This window comes from Streptomyces sp. NPDC049627 (assembly GCF_044465645.1).
Lineage (GTDB): Bacteria > Actinomycetota > Actinomycetes > Streptomycetales > Streptomycetaceae > Streptomyces.
This window is the reverse complement of record NZ_JBITLW010000006.1, coordinates 321,576-343,360: the sequence shown is the minus strand read 5'-3', so window position 1 is coordinate 343,360 and position 21,785 is coordinate 321,576. Positions and strand designations below refer to the sequence as shown.

Here is a 21,785-nt window from a genome sequence, read left to right as displayed (position 1 = left end):
TACCTACACCGGCCCGTCCCGCAGGTCGGCGACCACCGCCGCATGGTCCGAGGGCCATACCCCGTCCACCGGACCGTCGCCCGCCCGTCGTACGCCCCGCACGTGCCCCAGCCCGCCGAGCCCGGGCGGCCCCACGTGGATGTAGTCGATCCGCACGCTCGGCTCCAGGCCGGCCGCGACGTACGGGTTCTCGCGGTCCCAGGTGGCGGAGGGGCCGGACGGGTCGGCGTACTGCCAGGCGTCGAAGAAGACCTGGCCGGGCACGGCGGGCGCGGTCCGGTAGCCGCCGAAGAGGCGGATCTCGTCGGAGTCGGGCCAGGCGTTGAAGTCGCCGGTGACGACGACGGGGAAGGGCGTGTCGACGCGGTTCTCGGCGACGAACTCGGCGAGCGCGGTGACCTGGCGGCAGCGTACGGCCGAGGCGTGCAGGGCGGAGGTGAGGTGGGTGGTGAAGAAGGGGATGTCGTAGGAGGGGGTGGCCAGGCGGGTGAAGAGGGCGAGGCGGCCGTCGTCGACATCGGAGGGTGCGGGCAGGTGCAGGGTGCGCTCGGCGGCGATCGGCCAGCGGCTCAGTACGGCGTTCCCGATGTCCACCGTGTGGTCGCCGATGCGGCGGCGCCAGCGCTCGGGGGCGGGTGAGGGCGCCCAGGCCCAGTGCATGCCGAGTTCGGCGGCCAGCCACTCCGCCTGGTTCTCGCCGTCCGCGGCCCACACCTCCTGCAGACCGACGACGTCGGGGCGCAGCTCGCGCAGCTCGGCGAGGATGGCCTTCTGCCGGGCCTCCCAGGGCCCGAAGCGCCACCACAGGTTCCAGGTCACGACCCGCATCCGCAGCCACCCGCTCTCGTCATGCCGCGCCGGAGACCATTGAAGCAACAGTTCGACCGTTCACGTGCGACGCGGTGCCCCATCCCGCAAGCGAGCTGCCCGCGGCGTGCGGCGTGCGGCGTGCGGCGTGCGGCGGGAACGGCGGCCAGGGCACGACGGGGCATTGCACGCATCAGACGTCTCCAGAACGCCAGGGATACGGGGGCCCGCGGAACCGGGCCTTCCGGGGGACGTCGACGACCCTGGAAATCCGCGTTACAAAGCAAGCCCGGAGAACCGACAGCAGCAGTCCAGCAGACGACCGATCTTTCTCCCAGAATCCGAGGAGTCCCACCGCCGATGTCCCGCCTCGCCGATCTCCGCTTCCGCGCCGCCACGGCCTTCCAGCGCCGCGTCGGCAATCCGATGCTGCGCCGTCTCCCGCTCCAGACCGTCCTGGAGACCACGGGCCGCGTCTCCGGACTGCCCCGGCAGACGCCGGTGGGCGGCCGCCGGGTCGGTGATTCCTTCTGGCTGGTCTCGGAGTTCGGTGACAAGTCCCAGTACGTCCGCAACATCAAGGCCGATCCCCGGGTGCGGGTGCGGATCCGGGGGCGGTGGCACACCGGCACCGCCCACCTGCTGCCGGACGACGACCCCATCGCCCGCCTGCGCGGGCTGCCACGCTTCAACAGCGTCGGAGTCAGGGCGCTCGGGACCAATCTGCTGACGGTGCGCGTGGATCTGGACGGCTGACGCCGATCAGACCACCCGCGCGCACAGCTCGGCCACCAACCGTACGACCGCGTCCGGTGCCCGCAGGGTCGGGAAGTGGTCGCAGTCCTCAAGCCGTACGAGACGGCACCCTGGGATGCGGGCGGCCATCTCCTCATTGCAGCGGACCACTTCGGGCATGTCCTTCTCGCCGAGCAGCAGCGCACACGGCAGGCTCAGCTCACCGAGTCGGTCGAAGGCCGGGGCGTCCTCCCTCTCGTGGCCGTAGCTGCTGAACCAGGCGGGGATCACCGCCCGCAGGTGCTCGGCGGCGGCGGTGTCGGGGGCGGTGCCCGCCGCGCCCCAGGCGCGCAGGCTCAGGGCGACCAGGCCGTCCATGTCGCCGGCCTGGGCGAGCTTCCCGATCTGCTCGATCAGCTCCTGCGACTCCAGGTCCGGGTAGCCGCTGACGCCCGGGACCAGCAGGCCCAGGGCGGCCACGCGGCCGGGGTCGTCCAGGGTGAAGGTGATCGCGGTCTTGCCGCCCATGCTGGTGCCGACCAGTACCGCCCGGTCCAGACCGAAGTGGTCGAGGACGCTCCTGAGGTCCTCGCTCTGGGTGTACGACGTCGTCGGCGCCGGGGACCGGCCGAAGGCGCGGGCGTCGTACCGGATGACACGGTGGCGCTCCCGCAGCGCGGGCAGCACCGGCTCCCAGATGCGGGAATCACCGACCCCCGGGTGCAGCAGCACCAGCGGCGGACCGTCCCCCGCCCCCCGTGCCTCCCCCGTGTCGTCCGCCCAGACCTCGCCGTCCCTGACCCGCACCATCTGCTCCATGGGGCGACTGTGCCCAACTCGCCCTCCCGGCACCAGCCATCGGCCGGTCAACCGGGCCGGACGATCGCCTGCGGGTCGCTGTACGCGTGCAGCGCACACGAGCCGGCGTCCCGCCCGACCAGTCGGGTGGCTCCCGTGTCGGTGAACCCAGGACGAGACGGTCACAACGGTGGACCGTGCCGGGCCCCGTCCCCGGCACGGTCGACATCAGCCGGTCAGCAGCCGTCGGTCCAGGAGTGCGAGGAGATGTTGTTGTTGACCGACTCGTTCTTCCCCTCCCACCACCACAGGCCGTTGTTGAAGATGTAGTCCCCTCCCGAAAGGTCCAGCCACGCGTCACCGTGGCCGAGGCAGGCGTACACCCCCGACTGGTCCTGGTTGTAGTAGAGGTCGACATCGTCGTAGCCGCCCGCGAACCCGCGGTTCTCGAGCGACGAGGCGCGGTTGCGCATCGGCTCGCAGTTGCCCGTCACACCGTCGTCGCCGTAGTCCCAGTCACGCTTGTTGCCCGACCAGGAACAGTGGGCGCCCCGCTGGTAGGGGTCCGCCCACGCGTGCAGCCTGCCGTCCTCCGCGGCGGCGGCGGCCGCGCGCGGCGCGGCGGCCGGTCCGTCCGCGGCCTGCGCGGCGGCCATCGGGCCGACCGTCGCGAAGAGCATCGCGGCACCGGTGGCGAGCAGAGTGAGTCGCTTCATTTGCTCATACCTCTCAGATGGGGAGTCAGCCGGTCTTGACGATGTCCCGGGCGCGGTTCAGCGCCCCGGACTCCAGCGTCTTCCTGTTGATGAACTCTGTGGGATGGGCGGACTCGATCCTCGCCCGTTCAGCGAGCGCGAGCGTGCGGGCCGTCTTCGCGAGACCCGAGGTGCCTGCGCACTGGGCCTCCGCCCTCGCGGTCGCGATCTCGGTGGCGCGGGACTCGCCGGATCCGGTCGCGCCCGCCGGACGCACGAACCGCTGTCGTGCCTCCAGGGGGGAGCTGTACGAGTGGCCCTTGGTCCGCATGCAGGTCGACCACCGTGAGACCGCCGCCGTGAAGCGCTCGTCCCGTGCGACCGCGGGCGGTACGGACCGCTCGAGAGCGTCCGTCACCTTCCACGCGCTGTACCACTTGCGCAGGTCCGAGTAGAGGGACCGTTGCGCCTCGGACTCGCACCCCTGATCGCTGTGCCGGATGACGCCCATGCCGGGAACCCGCGCTTCCAGACCCGTCGGCTCCGGGCCGTTCAGCGCGTCCACGGCGGCGTCCCTGCGCTCCGCGGAGAGGCTCCGGAAGTAGAGCTGGTTCGGGCTCTTCGCGGCGAGGGTGTCCCGTTTCCGCTGGATGTCGCTGCCGTAGCCGTGCTCGGCGGCCCAGCCCTCGTCGTCGACGACGTACGGGAAGAGACGGTCGACCCCGTCCGGCAGGTCCTCGGTGACGTGGAAGGAGAATCCCCGCTCCTCCATGCAGTTCCGCGTCAGGAGCGCCTCGGCCCTGGCCAGGGTCTGCCGTTCCGCGGGCGTGAGCGCGCGGGCGGCGACGGTCGGCTCGGGGGCGGTGGTCCGGGGAGACGGGGGTGGTGGTGCGGTCGTGCAGGCCGACAGCGCCGGGGCTGCCAGACAGAGCAGCAGCGCGGCCACGGCCTTGCCCCGCCCTGGACAGGACCCGGTGCGTCCGGCCATGGTCATCCCTCTTCCCCCGAAACGCTGCGACACCTCGAACCGTAGGAGGACCGGCTCGCCCGCGGTCCTGACATCTGTCAGGACCGCGGGCCCGGCTCGCGGTTACGCCGACGGCCTGGTTGCTTGGTGGCCTGGACACAGGAAGCGGGTTGTTCGGGTACGACAGCCCGGTCGCTGCGGCGCCTACCGACGCGCTGTGGTCGCATCGGTGCTCGTGGGCCGACCTACTCGCCCCGGTCGACATCAGAGCACCGGCCGACTGCACGGGGCCGGGAGTACGGAAGAAGCTCGGTTCCTGAGCGCTGGACTTCGCCGGCCAGGTGACCGGCGTTGTTTCGCAGCCGTTCAGGATGCTCTTCGACGGAGCCGTCAAGGAACGCCCGCACTGCGCCGACCTCGACTGCAAGGTCCAGGTCAAGAAGGGCGAAGGTCAGCACGAACAGCAGCCGGATCAAGGCCTACGGCGACGGCACCGAACACGGCCCGGACAGTCCGAATCCACCCGTAGACGACCCCGGCGCCCTGCCCGCGTGCGGGCGCAAGCGAGCGCCACCCCGACCACCGTCACCCCGGCCACACGATCGCCTGCACCTCGCTGTAGGCGTGCAGCGCGTACGAGCCGACGTCCCGGCCCACTCCGCTCTTCTTGAAGCCGCCGAACGGCGCCTCCATGTTCCGGCCGACCGTGTTGATCCCGACCCCGCCGGCCCGCAACCGCCGCGCGACCCGGAAGGCGCGGGCCACGTCTGACGACCACACGTAGTCGATCAGCCCGTAGTCGCTGTCGTTGGCCAGGGCGATGCCCTCCTCCTCGTCACCGAAGGGGATGACGACGACCACCGGCCCGAAGATCTCCTCCCGGGCGACCCGCATGTCGTTGGTGCAGTCCGCGAGCAGTGTCGGCGCGACGTAGAAACCGCGCTCGTACGGCGGCCGTTCACCGCCCGCCACGACCACCGCGCCCTCCTTCCGGCCCGTCTCCACGTACGACTCGACCCGGTCCCGGTGCTCCGCGGAGATGACCGGCCCGACGATCGTGGACGCCTCGCGCGGATCGCCCACCGTCAACCGTCCCGCGTACGCGGCCAGTTGCTCGACCAGCCGGTCGTACACGCCCCGCTGGGCCAGCACCCGCGTCGGCGCCGTGCAGATCTGCCCGCTGTAGAAGGAGAACGTCGTCCCGATCCCGGCCGCCGCCGACCCGACGTCCGCGTCGTCGAGGACGACCGCCGCGCCCTTCCCGCCGAGCTCCATCAACTGGCGTTTCATGTCCCGCCCGCACACCTCGGCGATGCGCTGCCCGACCGCCGTGGAGCCGGTGAAGCTGACCATGTCGACGTCCGGGGACGACACGGCCGCCTCCCCGACCTCCACCGCCCGCCCGGAGACGACGTTCACCACCCCCGCCGGCGCCCCTGCCGCTTCCAGCGCCTGCGCCATGCGGTAGACGGACAGCGGATCCTGCGGGGCGGGCTTCACGACGACCGTGTTGCCCATGGCCAGCGCGGGGGCGATCTTGCCCGCCGGGTTGGCCCACGGGTTGTTGTACGAGGTGATGCAGGTGACGACGCCGACGGGCTGCCGGACGGCCAGCGCGCCCATCACACCCGCCTTCCCCATCGGCCCCGCCTCGTTGACCTGCGGCGGGATCGCCCACTCGGCGGGCTCCACGCGCGCGTACCGCCGGAACCGGGCCGCTCCGACGCCGACCTGCATGCCCCGGGCCGTCCCGGTGGTCGCGCCGGTCTCGGCCTGGGCGAGTTCGGCGTACGGCACGAGGTGGCCGCGGATGATGTCGGCGGCCCGCGCGAGCACCGCCGCCCGCTCCTCCGGCGCCGTACGCGACCACGGCCCGAAGGCCTCGCGGGCCGCGGCACAGGCCGCGTGCACCTGATCCCGCGAGGCCTCCGGCGCCCACCCGACGGTCTCCTCCGTCGCCGGATCGATCACGGCGTAATAGCCGCCGTCCGGCTCCACCCACGAGCCCCCGAGGAACAACCGCTGCCGAACCGGCCCTTGAGAGCTCACCTCGTGGCCACCGTCCTGGTGTCCCGCCCCGACCGCAGCACGCGCCCCGGCACGGCCCCGCTCACCACGTCGTCGCGGATCGCCTCGACCCCGTTGACCCAGACGGCCCGCACGCCGATCGCCCTGGAGTCCAGCCGCGGGCTGTCACCCGGCAGGTCGTGCACCAGTGTGGCCGTACCGGCGTCGATCCGCTCCGGGTCGAAGAGCACCAGATCCGCATGGAAGCCCTCCTGGATCCGGCCGCGGTCCCGCAGCCCGAACAGCTGCGCGGGATCGTCGGTCAGCATCTTCACCGCCTGCTCCAGGCTCGCCAGCCTCCGCCCGCGCAGACAGTCCCCGAGGAACCGGGTCGTGTACGGCGCCCCGCACATCCGGTCCAGATGCGCCCCGGCGTCCGACCCGCCGAGCAGGACGTCCTCGTGCTGCCAGGCCTCGGCGCGCAGGGCCCAGGACGCGGGGTCGTTGTCGGTGGGCATGGGCCACAGGACGGTACGCAGCTCGTCGGCGGCGCAGATCTCCACGAGGCAGGAGAAGGGGTCCAGCCCGCGCTCGGCCGCGATGTCCTCCACGATCCGCCCGCTCAGCCCGCGGTTGGCCTCGCTGTAGGTGTCGCCGATGACGTACCGCCCGAAGTTCGTCAGCCGCCGGAAGACACCCGCCTCCTCGGACTGGGCACGCCTGACCATCTCCGCCCGTACGGCGGGGTCGCCCAGCTTCTCGATCCGCTCGGGCACGGGCAGCCCGAGCACCGGCCCCCACCCCGGGATCAGGTTCAGCGCGCAGAACGTCCCCAGCGACATGTTCATCGGCGTGAGGATCGGCATGGTCAGCGCCACGACCCGGCCGCCCGCCTTGCGCGCCCGCTCGCTCGCCAGCAGTTGCCGGGGCACGCGGGCGGGCACGGCCGAGTCGATGGTCAGGACGTTCCAGTTCAGGGGGCGCCCCGCCGCCGCGCTCATCTCCACCAGCAGATCGATCTCGGCGTCACTGAACTGATCGAGACACCCGGCGACGATCCCCTCGATCTGCGTCCCCTCGTGTTCCCCGACGGCCTTCGACAGCGCGAGCAGTTCGGCCGGGAGCGCATGCCGGGAGGCGACCGGCTGCCCGTCCCCGTCGGAGTGCGTGGACGACTGAGTGGTGGAGAAACCCCAGGCTCCGGCATCCATGGCGTCGTGCAACAGCCGGAGCATGGCGTCGAGCTGCTCGTCGGTGGGCTGTCCGCCGACGGCCTGCGGCCCCATCACATACCGCCGCAGCGCACAGTGCCCCACCATGAACCCGGCGTTGACGGCGATCCGCCCTTCGAGCGCGTCCAGGTACTCCCCGAAGGAGTTCCAGCTCCAGGGCGCCCCTTCTTCGAGCGACACCAGCGACATGCCCTCGACCTTGGACATCATGCGGCGGGTGTAGTCGGCGTCGGCGGGCCGGCCGGGGTTGAGCGGGGCGAGCGTGAACCCGCAGTTGCCGGCCGCGACGGTCGTGACGCCGTGGTTGAGGGAGGGTGTGGCATACGGGTCCCAGAACAGCTGGGCGTCGTAGTGGGTGTGGGGGTCGACGAAGCCGGGTGCGAGGACGAGTCCGGTGGCGTCCTCGGTGGACCGGGCTTCTTCGGTGACGATGCCGATGACGGCGATACGGCCGTCGCGTATGCCGACGTCGGCGGTGTAGGCGGGTGCGCCCGTCCCATCAACGACGGTCGCGCCTTTGATGAGGTGATCGAGCATGACGTCAACTCCTCAACTCACGTGTGGGACATGCCGCCAAGGGGCGCGGGGAACTGCGCGACCAGCCCCCACGAACCCGCAGCCGCCGACGAACCCTCAGGCACCGCTCCGGAACCGCGAAGTCCGATGAACCGGATCCGTATCGATCTTCGGAATCACGTGCTCCCCGATCAGCCGAATCGTCTGCAACGTCTCCTCCTTCGGAATCCCCACCGGCAGCCCGAAGCTCAGCTGGTCCGCCCCCGCCTGCTCCCACCGCTTGCACTGCCGCAGCACCTCGTCCGGATCCCCGCAGATCACCAGCTCCTCCTCGATGAGGACCTCGACGAACTCGGCGGTGTACTCGGGCAGCGTCTCCGGCCACACCGGGAACCCCTCCGGCCGCGGGAAGGTGTCGTGATACCGGAAGACGAGCGACGGCAGATAGTGCAGCCCGCCGTTCAGGGCGATCCGTATCGCCTCGTCATGGGTCGGCGCACAGATCGCCGTCGTCGTCACCATGACGTTGTCGTTGACGAAGTCCCCGACCGGCTCCGCGTCCACGATCGCCGTCTTGTACTGCTCCAGCACCCACTCCATGTCGGCGACCTTCTGCACGCTGAAGCCCAGCACGCCGAGCCCCTTCTTCGCCGCCATCGAGTACGACGACGGCGACCCCGCCGCGTACCACATCGCGGGGTGGGACTTCCCGTAGGGCTTCGGCAGGACCTTCCGCGGCGGCAGCGACCAGTGCTTGCCCTGGAAGCCGGCGTACTCGTCCTGGAGCCACATCTTGGGGAACTCGGCGATGGTCTCTTCCCAGATCTCCTTGGTGTAGTTCATGTCGGTGATCCCGGGAAGGAAGCCGAGGATCTCGTGCGAACCGGCGCCGCGCCCGCTGCCGAACTCGAAGCGGTTGCCGGTGAGATGGTCGAGCATGGCCACCTTCTCGGCGACCTTCACCGGGTGGTTGACCTGGGCGAGCGGGTTGAAGATCCCCGACCCGAGATGGATCCGTTCCGTCGCGTGGGCCAGGTAGCCCAGGAAGACATCGTTCGCGGAGAGGTGCGAGTACTCCTCCAGGAAGTGGTGCTCCGACGCCCAGGCGTACTTGAAGCCGGACTTGTCCGCCTGGATGACGTACTCGGTCTCCTCCATCAGCGCCTTGTGCTCGGCGAGCGGGTCGGTCTCGGCGCGCTTGCCCACGTATCCCTGTACAAAGAGCCCGAATTCCAAGGAGGTTCACCGTCCCCAGTAGTTTCTGACGCTTCGTCAGATAGCGATCTGCCGCCGACTGTGGCACCGGGCGCATGGATGGTCAATAGCTGACGGGCAGTCAGCTGAAGGCCGGGCGGCGCTCAGACGACCGAGACGCCGGCCAGCCAGCCCCCGTCGATCACGAACGGCTGCCCGGTGATGTACGACGAGTCCTCCGAGGTCAGGAACAGCGCGAGGCGCGCCACCTCCTGCGGCTGCCCGACCCGCCCGAGCGGCACGAGCTTGCGGTACAGCGTGTCGAGCGCCCGGGACATCTCCTCCAGGTCGGCAGCCGGGTCCAGCTGGGCCGGGTTGGACATCGCGGTGTCGATGGCGCCGGGGCACATGGCGTTGACGCGGATGTGCCGGGGGGCCAGCTCCAGGGCGGCGACGCGGGTGAGGCCGACGATGGCGTGCTTGGTGGCGGCGTAGGCCCCGACGGCCGCCATGCCGGTCACCCCGGTGTACGAGGCGGTGTTGACGATCGTGCCGCCGTCGGCCATCTCGGGCGCCACCGTCTTGACGCCGAGGAAGCAGCCCACCTGATTCACCCGCACGACCTGCATGAATTCGTCGAGAGGCGTGTCGAGGAGGGCGTTGAAGCGCAGGATGCCGGCGTTGTTGACGAGGCCGTCGACATGGCCGTACGCCGCCTTCGCCGCGGCGACCGCCGACTGCCAGTCCGCCTCCTCGCCGACATCGAGGTGGACATAGAGGGCGCCCAGCTCCTCGGCGAGCTTGCGCCCCTGGTCGTCGAGAACGTCCGCGGCGACGACTCTCGCACCCTCCGCGACGAAGAGGCGCGCCTCCTGCTCGCCCTGTCCGCGCGCTGCCCCGGTGACGATGACGACCCGTCCGTCGAGCTTGCCCATTGCGGCCCCCTGCACATGGTGGACACGGTGGACTCCGCATCGTAGCGGCATACCTGACGATGCGTCAGATGCAAGTCGCCGGCGTTGCTGAGGCGAATCTCACGTGACTCACAAGTAGGGATGTTTGACCCTGTCGGCGACCGTCAAGGGAATCCAAAATCCTCGCCATGTCCAAGCGGAGACTGAAGAACAAGAAGATCAGGATCGTGGCAGTGGGGTCGGCCCTGGTGACCGGCGGAGCCATCGCCACCGTACTGCTGCCGTCGGCGAACGCCGCCGACGAGAAGACGCCCGAGCAGATCATGACGATGTGCCAGCGGGCCAAGGTACTCAACGGAAAGCAGCAGTCGATCTTCGACTTCGGCGGCCATCCGATCGCCGGGCCGAGTTTCGCGTCCGACAACTGTGATTTCGTCGAGACGAATTTCGAGACCTTCGACGGGCCGACCGAAAAGGCCTCCATCGACTTCCCGAACTGCGAACCGAACGCCACCGAACCGGCGAAGGTGTCGGTCACCTGGTCGGCGACGGCGGCCCAGGGACAGGGCAAGTACACCTCCACCCAACAGGGCGGCGGCGGAGGGCTCTTCGGAGCGCTGAGCGGATCCTGGGTCAAGCACAAGGGCACCCTCGACATGACCGTCAGGTCGGCGACCGCCGGTGACACGGAACAGCGGGAAGTGCCGGTCGGCAAGGTGCTCCACATGGAGTTCACGCCGAAGATGCAGCGCATGACCGGCGAATGGCGGGTCCGGATCGACGCCCGCGAGGCGACCACCGTCACCAATGCCACACCCGAGCAGAACTTCGTGGCGCCGGAGGCCGTCGAGGGCCCCGTGATCCTCCCCGGAGCGGCGGGTGCGCCCGGTGTCGTGGACGGCACCTCCAAGGCCGTACTGACCGACTGCTGAGCCCCCCCACACACAGGAGAACCCCCCATGACACGCACTGCCCGCACCAGAAGCCACCGCAGCAAGAAGAAGCGCATCACCCTTGCCCTGTCCCCGCTGGTCGCCGTCGCGGTCGCCGTACCGCTGATGAACCCGGCGGGCGCCGCCACCCCCTCCGAGGTCACCGCCGACTGCTCGGCGGACTCGGACAAGCTGGAGAACTGCGAGTTCGTCGACGTCCAGTTCAAGAGGGACAATCTCGGGCCCAATCAGCGCGTCTCCGCCGTGACCGACAACTGCGCGTCGACGGCCACCGCCTCGAAGACCTTCAATGTGAGCGCGTCCGTCACCAGGACCATCCAGCTGGAGGACGGATTCACCGCGGAAGCCGGCACGAAGCTCGGCAATTCCGTCTTCGAGATCGGCGTGAAGTTCAGCACCTCGGAAGTCAACATCACGCGCGACGACAAGACGACCACCCTGGCGTTCAGCAGGACGGACACCGTGCAGGCGGACAGCATCGCCTTCTTCATGTGGTCCGCCAAACGCACCGACGTGAGCGGCTTCCTGCGGGCCACGTACAAGGAGGCACAGGACGGCCAGAAGGTGTTCTTCGCGCCGAGCGAGGGCGCCACGAGCATGCATGTCTTCTATCCGCAGATCCTGAAGAACGGCACTCCCGACGGCCGCCTCTGGCTGCGCAACGTGAAGTGCGGAACGCCGGAGGCCGCGGGGCTGCGGAACTCCACACGCGCCCTCAGGTCGGAACCCGGATTCGGTGAGGGCGGCGAGAACGTCACCGACGTCGAAATACCGCTCGCCGAGATCCCGGCGTCGTAGAACGCCGCGGAAGTTCTCAGATGCGAAGCACGGACGCGGCTCCCAGCCACCTCAGGACCGCGTCCGTGCTGCCGCGCGCGTCGAGCTTGGCGTAGATGTTGCTGAGGTTGTTGCGGACCGTCTTCTCGCTCAGCCGTAATCGCAGGCCGATCTCCTGCGCCCCGAGCCCGGTCGACAGCAGCTCCATGATCTGGCGCTCCCGCGGCGAGAGCATGCCGCGCAGCCGCTCCGTCGCCGCGTCCCCGGTGGACGCCCGCCGGGCTCCCTCGCTCAGGGCCGCGCAGGCCGCCGGGGAGAGGTAGGTGTGGCCCACGGTGGCCCCGACGACGGCCGAGGAGAGCATGCAGGTGCAGTAGTCGCCCTCGATCAGATAGCCCGCCCCGCCGCGGAACACCTCCAGCACCGTGGCGGTGTCCCGGCGCGGACTGACGACGATCACGGGGACGCCGATGGCGCTCAGCTCCCGCAGGGGCTCCGACGGGTCGTCACAGCGCAGGACGACGACGTCCACGTCCTCGGGAACGGTGTACGGCGGGCGCAGGTGCAGCGCCCGCTCGACATACGGGTCGTCCGGGGCCGGCCAGCCGGGGTGCGGCCAGGCACCCTCGGCGCAGGCGAGGGCGACGGAGAGTTTCCGGGAAGAGTGCACGTGATGGTGTCCTTCCGCCGAAGCCGTACATCGGTACGTCCGTACGTTCGTACATACGGCGCCCGGCGTGGACATGTTCAAGCTTTCAAGGAATGCGGTTACCGCACGGCGTCGGCCAGCAACGGCGCGACCTCCTCCCCGAACTCCTCGATCTGGCCCACGAGTTCGCCGCGGCTCCGGCTGCGGAACCGCACCTGGATCTGGTCCACCCCCATGGCCCGGTAGGCGCGCAGGGACTCGGCGATCGCGTCCGGCGGCCCGCTGATCGTCCGGCGCCCGACGGCCCAGCCGGGCGTCCCGACGTACAGCGGCTCGGCGATGGCACCGACGGTGAACGGCCCTTCCAGGCCCTGTTCCTCCCGGAGCCGCCGTATCCGCGCGATCTGCGCGGGCAGCCGGTCCCGCGGATCCCCCTGCGGCAGCCACCCGTCCCCCTTGAGCGCCGCCCTGCGCACGGCGGCCGGGGACGACCCGCCGACCCAGACGGGGACACGCTCCTGAGCGGGCCGGGGCCGCTGGCCGAGGCCCTCGAAGTCGTAGAGCTTGCCGTGGTGCTCGGGGAACTCCTGTGGCCCGAGGGCCGCCCGCAGGGCGTCGACCGTCTCGTCCAGCACGGGCCCGCGCCGCTCGAAGTCGACGCCGAGCACCTCGAACTCCTCCCGCACATGCCCGGCCCCGACCCCGAGGACCAGGCGGCCGCCGCTGAGGTGATCGAGGGTGGCGTACTGCTTGGCCGTGAGGAGCGGATGCCGCAGCCCCACGACGGCGACGTGGCTGAGCAGCCGTATCCGCCCGGTGGCCGCCGCGAGGAAGGCGAGGGTGGCGACGGGGTCGTACCAGACCGTGCTCATCGCGGACGCGAGGCGGCGCGGGATGGCGACGTGGTCGCAGCTCGCCAGGTAGGCGAAGCCGGCGCGGTCGGCGGCGCGGGCGATCGCCACCAGGTCCTCCGGGCCGGCGGCGGCCTCCCATGGCTCGGCGTAGAGGGTGCTCTGGGACTGGACGGGAAGCTGGATGCCGTAGGCGAGTCGTCGCGCTTGCGGTGGCAGGGCGGGCATGGCGCCCCCTTCACTGGCGGTCCGGAGGGTGGAGTGACGCGCATGACATCGTCGTAGCTGACGGGTCGTCAGACAAGACGGATGGTGACGGATGTCTCGTTCTCCGTGCCGGCAGGGGGCTCCGGGGCCGCGGAAGCAACCCGATCGATCCTCTGGACATCTACCCAAGTGACTCTCTGGCGAGCGATCGCCCCAGAGGGTGGAGGAAGTGATGAATGGGGTGAAAGTGGACGGGGATCAGCGACCCGCCATGTCCGTCGTCGTCATCGTCTACAACGACGAGGCCAGGCTGCCCACAGCCGTGCGCTCGGTACTCGAGCAGACTCTGCGGGGCGTCGAGGTCGTGATCGTCGACGACCACAGCACGGACGGCTCGTACGAGGCGGCCTGCCGGCTCGCCGCCGAGCACCCGGGCCGCGTACGCGCGTACCGGCTGGCCGAGAACAGCGGCGGTTGCGGGGCGCCCCGCAACCGCGGCATCCAGGAGGCACGCGGGGAGTACGTCCTCTTCCTCGACAGCGACGACGTCCTGGAGCGCGACGCCTGCCGCAACTTCCTGGACGCGGCCGAAACCACCGGCGCGGACCTCGTCTCCGGCATGTGCGTCCGCGTCCACGTGGACTCGCGGCACCGCAAGGAGGTCAAGTGGTACCCGTGGCTGTACGCCCGTACCCGCACCCTCGACTCCATCGCCGAGCTGCCCGACCTGCTGGTCTTCGACACCCTGTCGACCAACAAGTGCTACCGCCGTCAGTTCCTGGTCGACGGCGGCCTGGAGTTTCCCGTCGGCATCCACTACGAGGACCTGCTCTTCTCCGCCCAGGCGTACACGGCGGCCCGCCGGATCACGCTCATACCGAACCGGGTCTACGACTGGAACGTGGTCGAGAAGGCGGCCGGTGCCAAGTCGATCAGCAACCGGCGGGCCGAGATCGCCAATTTCGCGCACCGCATGGAGATGCACCGCCGGGTCGACCGGCTGCTCGCCGACCGGGGCCTGGAGGAGCTGAAGTTCCGCAAGGACGTCAAGTTCCTCAAGCACGACCTGGTGCTGCACCTGCGTGACCTGCCCTTCCGCGACGCCGCCTACCGCCAGGAGTTCGCCGCGCTCGCCCGCGCCTATCTCGCGTCGATCGACCCGGCCGCGTACGACGAGGTCGAGCCGATCCACGCGGTCTGCGCGTATCTGCTGCGGATGAGCGACTGGGACAACCTGCTGCCCGCCGTGGACACGCTCACCAACCGCGACAAGGTCTCCGCCCCGCTCACCGAGCGCGACGGGCGCATCTACTGGTGCGCCGAGCACATCGACGACGATCCCTTCGCGCGGCGGATCCTGGACGTCACCGAGCTCGGCTATCACACCCGGCCGGTCGGGAAGCTGTTCCCGCGCAACGAGCTCACCGGGTACGGGCAGGGGGAGCAGCCGGGCAAGGGCGGTGTCGTCCGGCTCGCGGGCCGGGTCACCAACCCCCTCGGAGTCATCCCGGCCGGCGCCCGGCTCACCGCCGAGCTGGAGTTCTCCGCCCGCCGCAAGGGGCTGCGCTTCCAGACCTTCCGCTTCCCCGTGGCGACGCTCCGGCACGAGGGCCCCTACGTGTCCTGGGAGGCCTCGGCGGACCTGGCGAAGGGCCTGCGCCCGCTCGGCATCGTGGACGCCGTCTGGGACGTACGGCTCCACCTGGACGTCGACGGCGAGCGCACGACGACGCGCCTCACCGCCACCCGGCCCGGTCTGGTGACGGGCGAGGTGCCGGTGCGCCCCCGCCTCACCCGGCTGGTCGCCGACCGGATCGAGCCGGAGATATCCAGCCGCGGCCACCTCGCCTTCCGTCTCGTCCCCGGCAAGAAGGGGCACGACCTCGTCGTGCGCGGCCTGCAGGGCACCCCCGGCCGCCTCGCCAAGACCGGGTACCGCAAGGCGAAGGCACTGCGCGCGAAGGCCACCTCCGGAGAGACCAAGCTCCGCCTCTACCACGACGTCTTCCTGCGGATGCCGGTGCACAAGCGGCTGGTGGTCTTCGAGAGCCACCTCGGCCGGCAGTACAGCGACAGTCCCCGGGCGATCTATGAGGAGATGCGCCGCCAGGGGCTCGACTTCGAGGCGGTGTGGTCGTACACGGGCAGCCCGAAGGGCTTCCCCGCCGACGCCACCCTGGTGCGCCGCTGGTCACTGCCCTACCTCAGGGCGCTGGCCCGCGCCGAGTTCTGGATCGACAACCAGAGCTACCCGCTGAAGCTGACCAAGCGCCCCGGGACGACGTACATCCAGACCTGGCACGGCTCCGCGCTCAAGCGGATGGGCTTCGACGAGGCCGGCTGGAAGCTCAAGTCCCGCCCCGAACAGGCGGAGCAGCAGCGCGCCCTGGACCGTTTCGACCACTTCCTGATCCGCTCGGAGCACGACGTCCGCACCCTGGCCAAGGCCTTCCGGCTGCGGGAGAAGACGCTGCTGCGGGTGGGCTACCCGCGCAACGACGAGCTCGCGCGGGCCCGCGAGGCGGCCGAACGACCCCCGCTGGCCGACGAGTTGGGCATCCCGGCCGGGAAGAAGGTGCTGCTGTACGCGCCCACCTTCCGTCACCAGGGCGGGCGCCGTTTCGCGCTGCCCTTCGACGTGGAGCGCTTCGCGGAGGAGTTCGGCGACCGGTACGTCCTCCTCGTCCGCGCGCACTACCTCAACCACGTCGTGCTCCCGCCGTCCGTACGGGGCCGCGTCATCGACGTGTCGGACCACCACGACGTGACCCCGCTCCTCGCGCTCGCCGACGCCCTGATCACGGACTACTCGTCGGTGATGTTCGACTACGCCCTGCTGGACCGGCCGATGCTCTTCTTCCCGCACGACTACGAGGAGTACGTGCACGAAGGCCGCGGCACCTACTTCGACCTGCTGGAACGGGCACCGGGCCCGGTCGTGCGCACGGAGGAGGAGCTGTACTCCGTACTGGCGGCGTCGCCGCTGGAGGAGCAGTCGGTCAAGTACGCGGCGGCGCGGGAGAGGTTCGTGGCCGACTTCGGCGAGTACGACAAGGGCACGGCCGCACAGAGCATCGTCGAGGAGTTCTTCAGCGAGTGGAGGAAGGCGTAGTGGAGGACGGCACGACGAGGCGGGACGTCTTCCTCGTCTCCAACAGCGTCGACGAACTGGGCGGAGTGACCAGCTGGTCCCACCAGATGGCCCGGCTCCTCACCGAGCGCGGCCACCGCGTCCACGTCATCGGCATCACCACCCCCGAGGACCCGCACGACCTCGGCGAACTCCCCTACCCCACGACCCGGTTGTACGCCGGCCAGCCGCCGGCGCCCGGCCGGGCGCGGGACGCGAGCATGCGGGAGAAGGCCGGCGTGCTGACGAACCTGTTCCGGGCCGCGCGCCCGGGCGCTGTCGTCATCGTGACCCAGGTGTGGGCGATGGAGTGGGTGAACCTCGCCGACACCGGCGGACTCACCGTCATCGGGATGAGCCACGAGTCCTTCGAGACCTCGAAGCGGTCCTCGCGCTTCCGCCGGGTCCTCAAGCACTACCGGGACGTCGACCGCATGCTCGTCCTCACCCGCGAGGACGCCGACCTGTGGATCGGCGCGGGCCTCAACAACGCCTCGTTCCTGCCGAACTCCGTGCCCTGGCTGCCGGAGGTGCCCTCGCCGCGCAGTGAGAAGGCCGTCATCAGCATCGGCCGGCTCAGCGACGAGAAGGGCGTCGACATGCTCCTCGACACCTGGTCCGAGGTGGCCCCGCGGCACCCCGGCTGGGTGCTGAAGATCTACGGCTCCGGGGAGGACGAGGAGATCCTCAGGAAGCAGTGCACCGCCCTGGGCCTCGACGACTCGGTCACCTGGATGGGACGCACGAGCGATGTGCCGGGCGCCCTGCGGGGCGGGTCGGTGTTCGCGCTGTCGTCCAGGGGTGAGGGTTTCCCGCTCGCGCTCATGGAGGCCATGGCCATGGGCGTCCCCTGCGCCGCCTTCGACTGCGCCCCCGGCGTCCACGAGATCATCCGCGACGGGGAGGACGGCCTCCTCGCCAGGCCCGGCAACACCGGCGAACTCGCCCGCAAGCTGGACCTGCTGATGTCGGACGCGGGGCTGCGGGACCGGATGGGCGACGCGGCCAGGGAGAACATCCGCAGGTACGGGGCGGACGAGATCGCGGGGCGCTGGGAAGCGCTGTTCGACTTCCTGGAGAGGTAGCAGCGCGGAGAGGCAGAAAGGGGGGTGGGGCCTCGGCCCCACCCCCCTTTCTGGCGTTTCAGGCGGAGTGGTTCCGGGTCCAGCCCGCCCAGGCCGACGCGATCATGTCGTCCACCCCGTACCGCGCCTTCCAGCCCAGCTCCGCCGCGGCGCGGCCAGCCGAGGCGACGACCCTGGCGGGGTCGCCCGGCCGCCGGTCCACGACCTCGGGGGGCAGGGCGTGGCCGGTGAGCGCGTTGATCCGGTCGATCATCTCGCGCACCGAGACGCCCTCCCCGCGCCCGATGTTGAGGGTGAGGTCCGTGCCCGGTGCCTCGCGCAGCCGCCGCGCGGCCGCCACATGGGCCTCCGCCAGGTCGACGACGTGGATGTAGTCGCGCACGCAGGTCCCGTCGGGGGTCGGGTAGTCGGCGCCGAAGATCCTCGGCGGGGCGCCCTCGGTGAGCTTCTCGAACACCATCGGGACGAGGTTGAAGACGCCGGTGTCGGCCAGTTCGGGAGTGGCCGCCCCGGCCACGTTGAAATAGCGGAGCGAGGCCGTCGACAGACCGGTGGCCCGGCCCGTGGCCCGTACCAGCCACTCGCCGGCCAGCTTCGTCTCGCCGTACGGGCTCATCGGCCCGCACGGCGTCTCCTCGGTGACGAGATCGACATCCTGCATGCCGTAGACGGCCGCCGACGAGGAGAACACGAACGACGCCACCCCGGCCCCGGTGACCGCGGACAGCAGGGTGCGCAGGCCCTCGACGTTCTCCCGGTAGTAGTGCAGTGGCAGTTCGACGGACTCGCCGACCTGCTTCTTCGCCGCGAGGTGGACGACGCCGGTGACGCCCTGCTCCCGCAGGACGCGCCCGAGCAGCTCACCGTCCAGCGTGGAGCCGACGACCAGCGGCACGCCCTCGGGCACCCGCTCGGCGAACCCCGTGGAGAGGTCGTCGTAGACGACGGCTCGTTCGCCCGCCTCGACGAGCGCACGCACGACGTGCGCCCCGATGTAGCCGGCGCCACCGGTGATCAGCCAGGTCATGAACAGCGGTCCCTTCGAAGGAATGGGTCACGTATCGGCGAAGCGGTATGTCAGGGAAGCGGTATGTCAGCGGAAGAGGCGCTTGAGGCGACGGCGTACGACATCGGTCACGCCGCTCAGACCGGGCGCGAGCCGCACCGCCAGCGCCCCCGAGTGGGTCGCGTACGGCTGCACCAGCAGCACGGCGTGGCGCAGGCTCGGCAGGGCGCGCCGGCCCAGCAGCCCGGCGCCCGCGACGGCGTGGGCGGTGACGTCCCGGTGGGAGCCGTCCGCGAAGCACAGCCGCAGCTCGAGGTCCCAGGTGCCGCGGCCCAGCGCCGCCAGGTCCAGCGGGAACTCGGTCGTCCAGGTGCCGGAGTCCGGATCGGCGGTGAGGGGCGCCGTGGCGGCGCATCCCACACGCCCGTCGTCCCGCTCCCGGAACTCCGCCTCGACGGCCTCCGGTCCGGCCTGCGCCATGCGCCCGTACAGCTCGTGCAGGCGCAGCCGGAGCACCGTCCCACGCGCGCGTGGCCGCAGTTCGGCGTCGACGGCGGCGGGCAGCAGGTGCACGGGGCGGACCAGCAGATGGTCCAGCTCGACCTCGGGCAGCTCCGCCGACCAGATCGGGGAGCCGTCCTGCGCACGCGGGTACGGCGGGTTCAGCCGGGCCGGGCGGGCCGCGAGTTCCTTGAGCCGGCCCAGGTCGCACGGCTCCCCGGAGGCGAGGACCACCCGGGCGACGACGCGGCCGGGCGCGGGCGCCGACGCGAAGTCGCCCTCGTCGAAGGTGGCCAGGTAGGCGCGCGTGAGATTCCACCACTGGCGCCGGTATTCGGCACTGCGCAGGTCGAGCTCGCGCGCGTACATCCGCAGCGAGTGGTCGAGGAAGCGCGCCCGCGTCGCCCGCGCCAGCCGCTTCTCGCCCGCGCCCAGCAGGATGTCGTACGACAGCTGGTCGGCGTTGATCCGGGCCTGCCAGTTGGCGATGTTCGAGCGGTCGAGGGAGATGGACAGCCGGGCCGCCGACCGGCGCACGTGCCAGATGTACACGGGCTCCGGGACGAGGGCGATGCGCGGACCGGCGGCCAGCACGCGCGCGGTGAAGACGAAGTCCTCGTAGGGGAAGCGGCCCTCGGGGAAGCGGATGCCGTGCGCGCGCAGGAAGTCGGTGCGGTAGAGCTTGTTGACCGAGAGCGTGTCCTCGACCAGGTGCACCCGCTGGGTGGGGTGGGTGATCAGCGTGCGGCTGGTGTACAGCTCGTGCCGCCAGGGCGTCTCCCGACCGGACGGCAGCTCCTTGCGCAGGCACAGCCCGGCCGCGACCGGCGCGTCGTGCTGTACGGCCGCGTCCAGCAACGCGTCGACGGCGCCCGGCGGCAGCACGTCGTCGCTGTCCAGGAACATCACATAGGGCGAGACCGCGGCGTTCAGGCCGTCGTTGCGCGGGGTGCCACAGCCGCCGCTGTTGACGGGGCGGCGGATCACCTTCAGGCGCGGTTCGCCTGCGGCCAGTCCTTCCAGCAGTTCCGCGCTGCCGTCCGCCGAGCAGTCGTCGACCGCGATCACCTCGCGGACGGCCGGTCCCTGTGCGAGCGCGGAACGCACCGCGTCGGCCACGTGGGCGGCGTCGTCGTAGCCGATGACGACGACGGTGACCTGCGCGTGCTGGAGAGCCATGACTGCCCGACCCCATGGTGAGTATGTGCGTAATGTTCAGGTACGAGTTACTTCGCACCTCGGAGGGAAAGAGGGTGTGCATGGGGTCGGGGTTCCGCTCGAACGGGTTTTGCTTGCACTTTTGACTTATGGCAGGGGAATCAGCGCACCCCCTCCCACCGGCCGTCCGGGGTGAGCCCCAGCAGCTCGATCGCGTTGCCCCGGACGATCCGCTCGACGACCTCGGCGTCCAGGTGGCCCATCTGCGCCTCGCCGACCTCGCGGGACTTCGGCCAGGTGGAGTCGGAGTGGGGGTAGTCGGTCTCGTACAGGACGTTGTGCAGGCCGATCGCGTCCAGGTTCTTCAGCCCGAAGGCGTCGTCGAAGAAGCAGCCGTAGACGTGGTCGGCGAACAGCTCGGACGGCGGCCGGTGCACCTTGTCGGCGACCCCGCCCCAGCCGCGGTTCTCCTCCCACACCACGTCGGCGCGTTCGAGGATGTACGGGATCCAGCCGATCTGGCCTTCGGCGTACATGATCTTGAGGTTGGGGAAGCGTTCGAACTTGCCGCTCATCAGCCAGTCGACCATCGAGAAGCAGCAGTTCGCGAAGGTGATGGTGGAGCCGACGGCGGGCGGGGCGTCGGCGGAGGTGGAGGGCATGCGGCTCGACGAGCCGATGTGCATGGCGACCACCGTGCCGGTCTCGTCGCAGGCGGCGAGGAAGGGGTCCCAGGCGTCGGTGTGGACGGAGGGGAGCCCGAGGTGCGGGGGTATCTCGGAGAAGGCGACGGCACGCACGCCGCGGGCGGCGTTGCGCCGGACCTCGGCGGCCGCGAGCTCTGCGTCCCAGAGGGGGATGAGGGTGAGCGGGATGAGCCGGCCCTGGGCCGCCGGCCCGCACCACTCCTCCACCATCCAGTCGTTGTAGGCCCGGACGCACAGCAGGCCCAGCTCGTGGTCCTCGGCCTCGGTGAAGGTCTGGCCGCAGAAGCGGGGGAAGGTCGGGAAGCAGAGGGCGGACTGGACGTGGTTGACGTCCATGTCGGCGAGCCGGGCGGGGACGTCGTACGAGCCCGGGCGCATCTGCTCATAGGTGATGATCTCCAGCTTGATCTCGTCCCTGCTGCAGCCGACGGCCGTGTCGAGCCGGGTGAGGGGCCGGTGCAGGTCCTCGTAGACCCACCAGTCGCCGAGGGGGCCGTCGTCGCCGGGCCGGCCCATGACCGGCTTGAACCGGCCGCCCAGGAAGGTCATTTCCTTCAGCGGGGCGCGGACGGTGCGCGGGCCGGTGTCGAGGTACTTCTTCGGCAGCCGGTCCTGCCACACGGTGGGCGGTTCCACGGTGTGGTCGTCGACGGAGATGATCAGGGGAAACGTCGTCTCGGTGTCGTCCATGGCGTTCACGGTAGCGCCGATCTGACGGACCGTCAGCTATGCGGTGAGGTGCGGTACGAGGGCGAGGTGGTCGGTTCTGATCGGTCGTGTACGGAGATCTTGTGGGGACCTTGTGGAATCCCGCACGTACGGGTGTGCCCTGCCTGTGATCGGTGTCTCGCCCGGCTGACGCATCCGCCATGAACAAGGCAAACTGACGTAGTTGT

18 protein-coding genes are annotated in these 21,785 nt (G+C 70.5%); 5 read left to right on the top strand and 13 right to left on the bottom strand.

The window, feature by feature from the left end; translation table 11 throughout:
• Positions 1-3: 3 nt before the first annotated feature.
• Entirely contained in the window at positions 4-828 is an 825-nt protein-coding gene (locus tag ACIBU0_RS18645) for an endonuclease/exonuclease/phosphatase family protein (RefSeq protein ID WP_398819184.1), read from the bottom strand.
• Between the two features lie 339 nt (positions 829-1,167).
• Between ACIBU0_RS18645 and ACIBU0_RS18640 the strand changes: the two genes are divergently transcribed.
• Positions 1,168-1,563: a nitroreductase/quinone reductase family protein gene (locus tag ACIBU0_RS18640; protein WP_398819181.1), complete on the top strand. Its 396-nt coding sequence runs from the start codon at positions 1,168-1,170 to the stop codon at positions 1,561-1,563.
• Positions 1,564-1,569: 6 nt separating this feature from the next.
• On the opposite strand, the gene ACIBU0_RS18635 is transcribed toward ACIBU0_RS18640, so the two are convergent.
• The 7 genes from ACIBU0_RS18635 to ACIBU0_RS18605 form a co-directional block, all read right to left on the bottom strand.
• Positions 1,570-2,361: an alpha/beta fold hydrolase gene (locus ACIBU0_RS18635; RefSeq protein ID WP_398819178.1), complete on the bottom strand. Its 792-nt coding sequence runs from the start codon at positions 2,359-2,361 to the stop codon at positions 1,570-1,572.
• Between the two features lie 215 nt (positions 2,362-2,576).
• Positions 2,577-3,056: a hypothetical protein gene (locus ACIBU0_RS18630; RefSeq protein WP_398819175.1), complete on the bottom strand. Its 480-nt coding sequence runs from the start codon at positions 3,054-3,056 to the stop codon at positions 2,577-2,579.
• A 25-nt stretch (positions 3,057-3,081) separates the two neighbouring features.
• Complete coding sequence (locus ACIBU0_RS18625) at positions 3,082-4,023, bottom strand: hypothetical protein (protein WP_398819172.1); 942 nt, start codon at positions 4,021-4,023, stop codon at positions 3,082-3,084.
• A gap of 564 nt (positions 4,024-4,587) precedes the next feature.
• Positions 4,588-6,051 carry an aldehyde dehydrogenase family protein gene (locus ACIBU0_RS18620; RefSeq protein WP_398819169.1) on the bottom strand — a complete coding sequence of 488 codons (1,464 nt, stop codon included), beginning with the start codon at positions 6,049-6,051 and terminating at the stop codon, positions 4,588-4,590.
• Positions 6,048-7,778 carry an amidohydrolase family protein gene (locus ACIBU0_RS18615; protein ID WP_398819166.1) on the bottom strand — a complete coding sequence of 577 codons (1,731 nt, stop codon included), beginning with the start codon at positions 7,776-7,778 and terminating at the stop codon, positions 6,048-6,050. The genes ACIBU0_RS18620 and ACIBU0_RS18615 overlap by 4 nt, the downstream gene beginning before the upstream one ends.
• A 96-nt stretch (positions 7,779-7,874) precedes the next feature.
• Positions 7,875-8,993, bottom strand: a complete 1,119-nt coding sequence (locus ACIBU0_RS18610) for an LLM class flavin-dependent oxidoreductase (protein WP_398819164.1) — start codon at positions 8,991-8,993, stop codon at positions 7,875-7,877.
• Between the two features lie 122 nt (positions 8,994-9,115).
• Positions 9,116-9,886 carry an SDR family NAD(P)-dependent oxidoreductase gene (locus ACIBU0_RS18605; RefSeq protein WP_398819161.1) on the bottom strand — a complete coding sequence of 257 codons (771 nt, stop codon included), beginning with the start codon at positions 9,884-9,886 and terminating at the stop codon, positions 9,116-9,118.
• Positions 9,887-10,053: 167 nt separating this feature from the next.
• On the opposite strand from ACIBU0_RS18605, the gene ACIBU0_RS18600 reads away from it, so the two are divergent.
• The gene (locus ACIBU0_RS18600) at positions 10,054-10,797 is read left to right on the top strand and encodes a hypothetical protein (RefSeq protein ID WP_398819158.1); all 744 of its coding nucleotides are present in this window, start codon (positions 10,054-10,056) and stop codon (positions 10,795-10,797) included.
• A 27-nt stretch (positions 10,798-10,824) separates the two neighbouring features.
• On the top strand, positions 10,825-11,616 hold the full coding sequence (locus tag ACIBU0_RS18595; RefSeq protein WP_398819156.1) for a hypothetical protein: 792 nt from the start codon (positions 10,825-10,827) through the stop codon (positions 11,614-11,616).
• A 16-nt stretch (positions 11,617-11,632) separates the two neighbouring features.
• Here the strand turns inward: ACIBU0_RS18595 and ACIBU0_RS18590 are convergent, their stop codons facing one another.
• Positions 11,633-12,265, bottom strand: a complete 633-nt coding sequence (locus ACIBU0_RS18590) for a response regulator transcription factor (RefSeq protein ID WP_398819154.1) — start codon at positions 12,263-12,265, stop codon at positions 11,633-11,635.
• Between the two features lie 98 nt (positions 12,266-12,363).
• Positions 12,364-13,323 (bottom strand): TIGR03619 family F420-dependent LLM class oxidoreductase, encoded by a 960-nt coding sequence (locus ACIBU0_RS18585; RefSeq protein ID WP_398819151.1) that lies wholly within the window; start codon positions 13,321-13,323, stop codon positions 12,364-12,366.
• A 250-nt stretch (positions 13,324-13,573) separates the two neighbouring features.
• On the opposite strand from ACIBU0_RS18585, the gene ACIBU0_RS18580 reads away from it, so the two are divergent.
• Complete coding sequence (locus ACIBU0_RS18580; RefSeq protein WP_398819148.1) at positions 13,574-16,414, top strand: CDP-glycerol glycerophosphotransferase family protein; 2,841 nt, start codon at positions 13,574-13,576, stop codon at positions 16,412-16,414.
• Positions 16,399-17,517, top strand: coding sequence for a glycosyltransferase (locus tag ACIBU0_RS18575; RefSeq protein WP_398819145.1), 1,119 nt, complete (start codon positions 16,399-16,401; stop codon positions 17,515-17,517). Before ACIBU0_RS18580 ends, ACIBU0_RS18575 begins: the two co-directional genes overlap by 16 nt.
• 58 nt (positions 17,518-17,575) lie before the next feature.
• Here the strand turns inward: ACIBU0_RS18575 and galE are convergent, their stop codons facing one another.
• The 3 genes from galE to ACIBU0_RS18560 all read right to left on the bottom strand — a co-directional run bounded on the left by galE (position 17,576) and on the right by ACIBU0_RS18560 (position 21,579).
• A complete protein-coding gene (gene galE, locus ACIBU0_RS18570; RefSeq protein ID WP_398819142.1) occupies positions 17,576-18,544 on the bottom strand; it encodes a UDP-glucose 4-epimerase GalE in 969 nt (322 codons plus the stop codon).
• A 66-nt stretch (positions 18,545-18,610) separates the two neighbouring features.
• Complete coding sequence (locus ACIBU0_RS18565) at positions 18,611-20,203, bottom strand: glycosyltransferase family 2 protein (RefSeq protein ID WP_398819139.1); 1,593 nt, start codon at positions 20,201-20,203, stop codon at positions 18,611-18,613.
• A 140-nt stretch (positions 20,204-20,343) separates the two neighbouring features.
• Positions 20,344-21,579 carry an amidohydrolase family protein gene (locus tag ACIBU0_RS18560; RefSeq protein ID WP_398819136.1) on the bottom strand — a complete coding sequence of 412 codons (1,236 nt, stop codon included), beginning with the start codon at positions 21,577-21,579 and terminating at the stop codon, positions 20,344-20,346.
• Positions 21,580-21,785 lie beyond the last annotated feature (206 nt).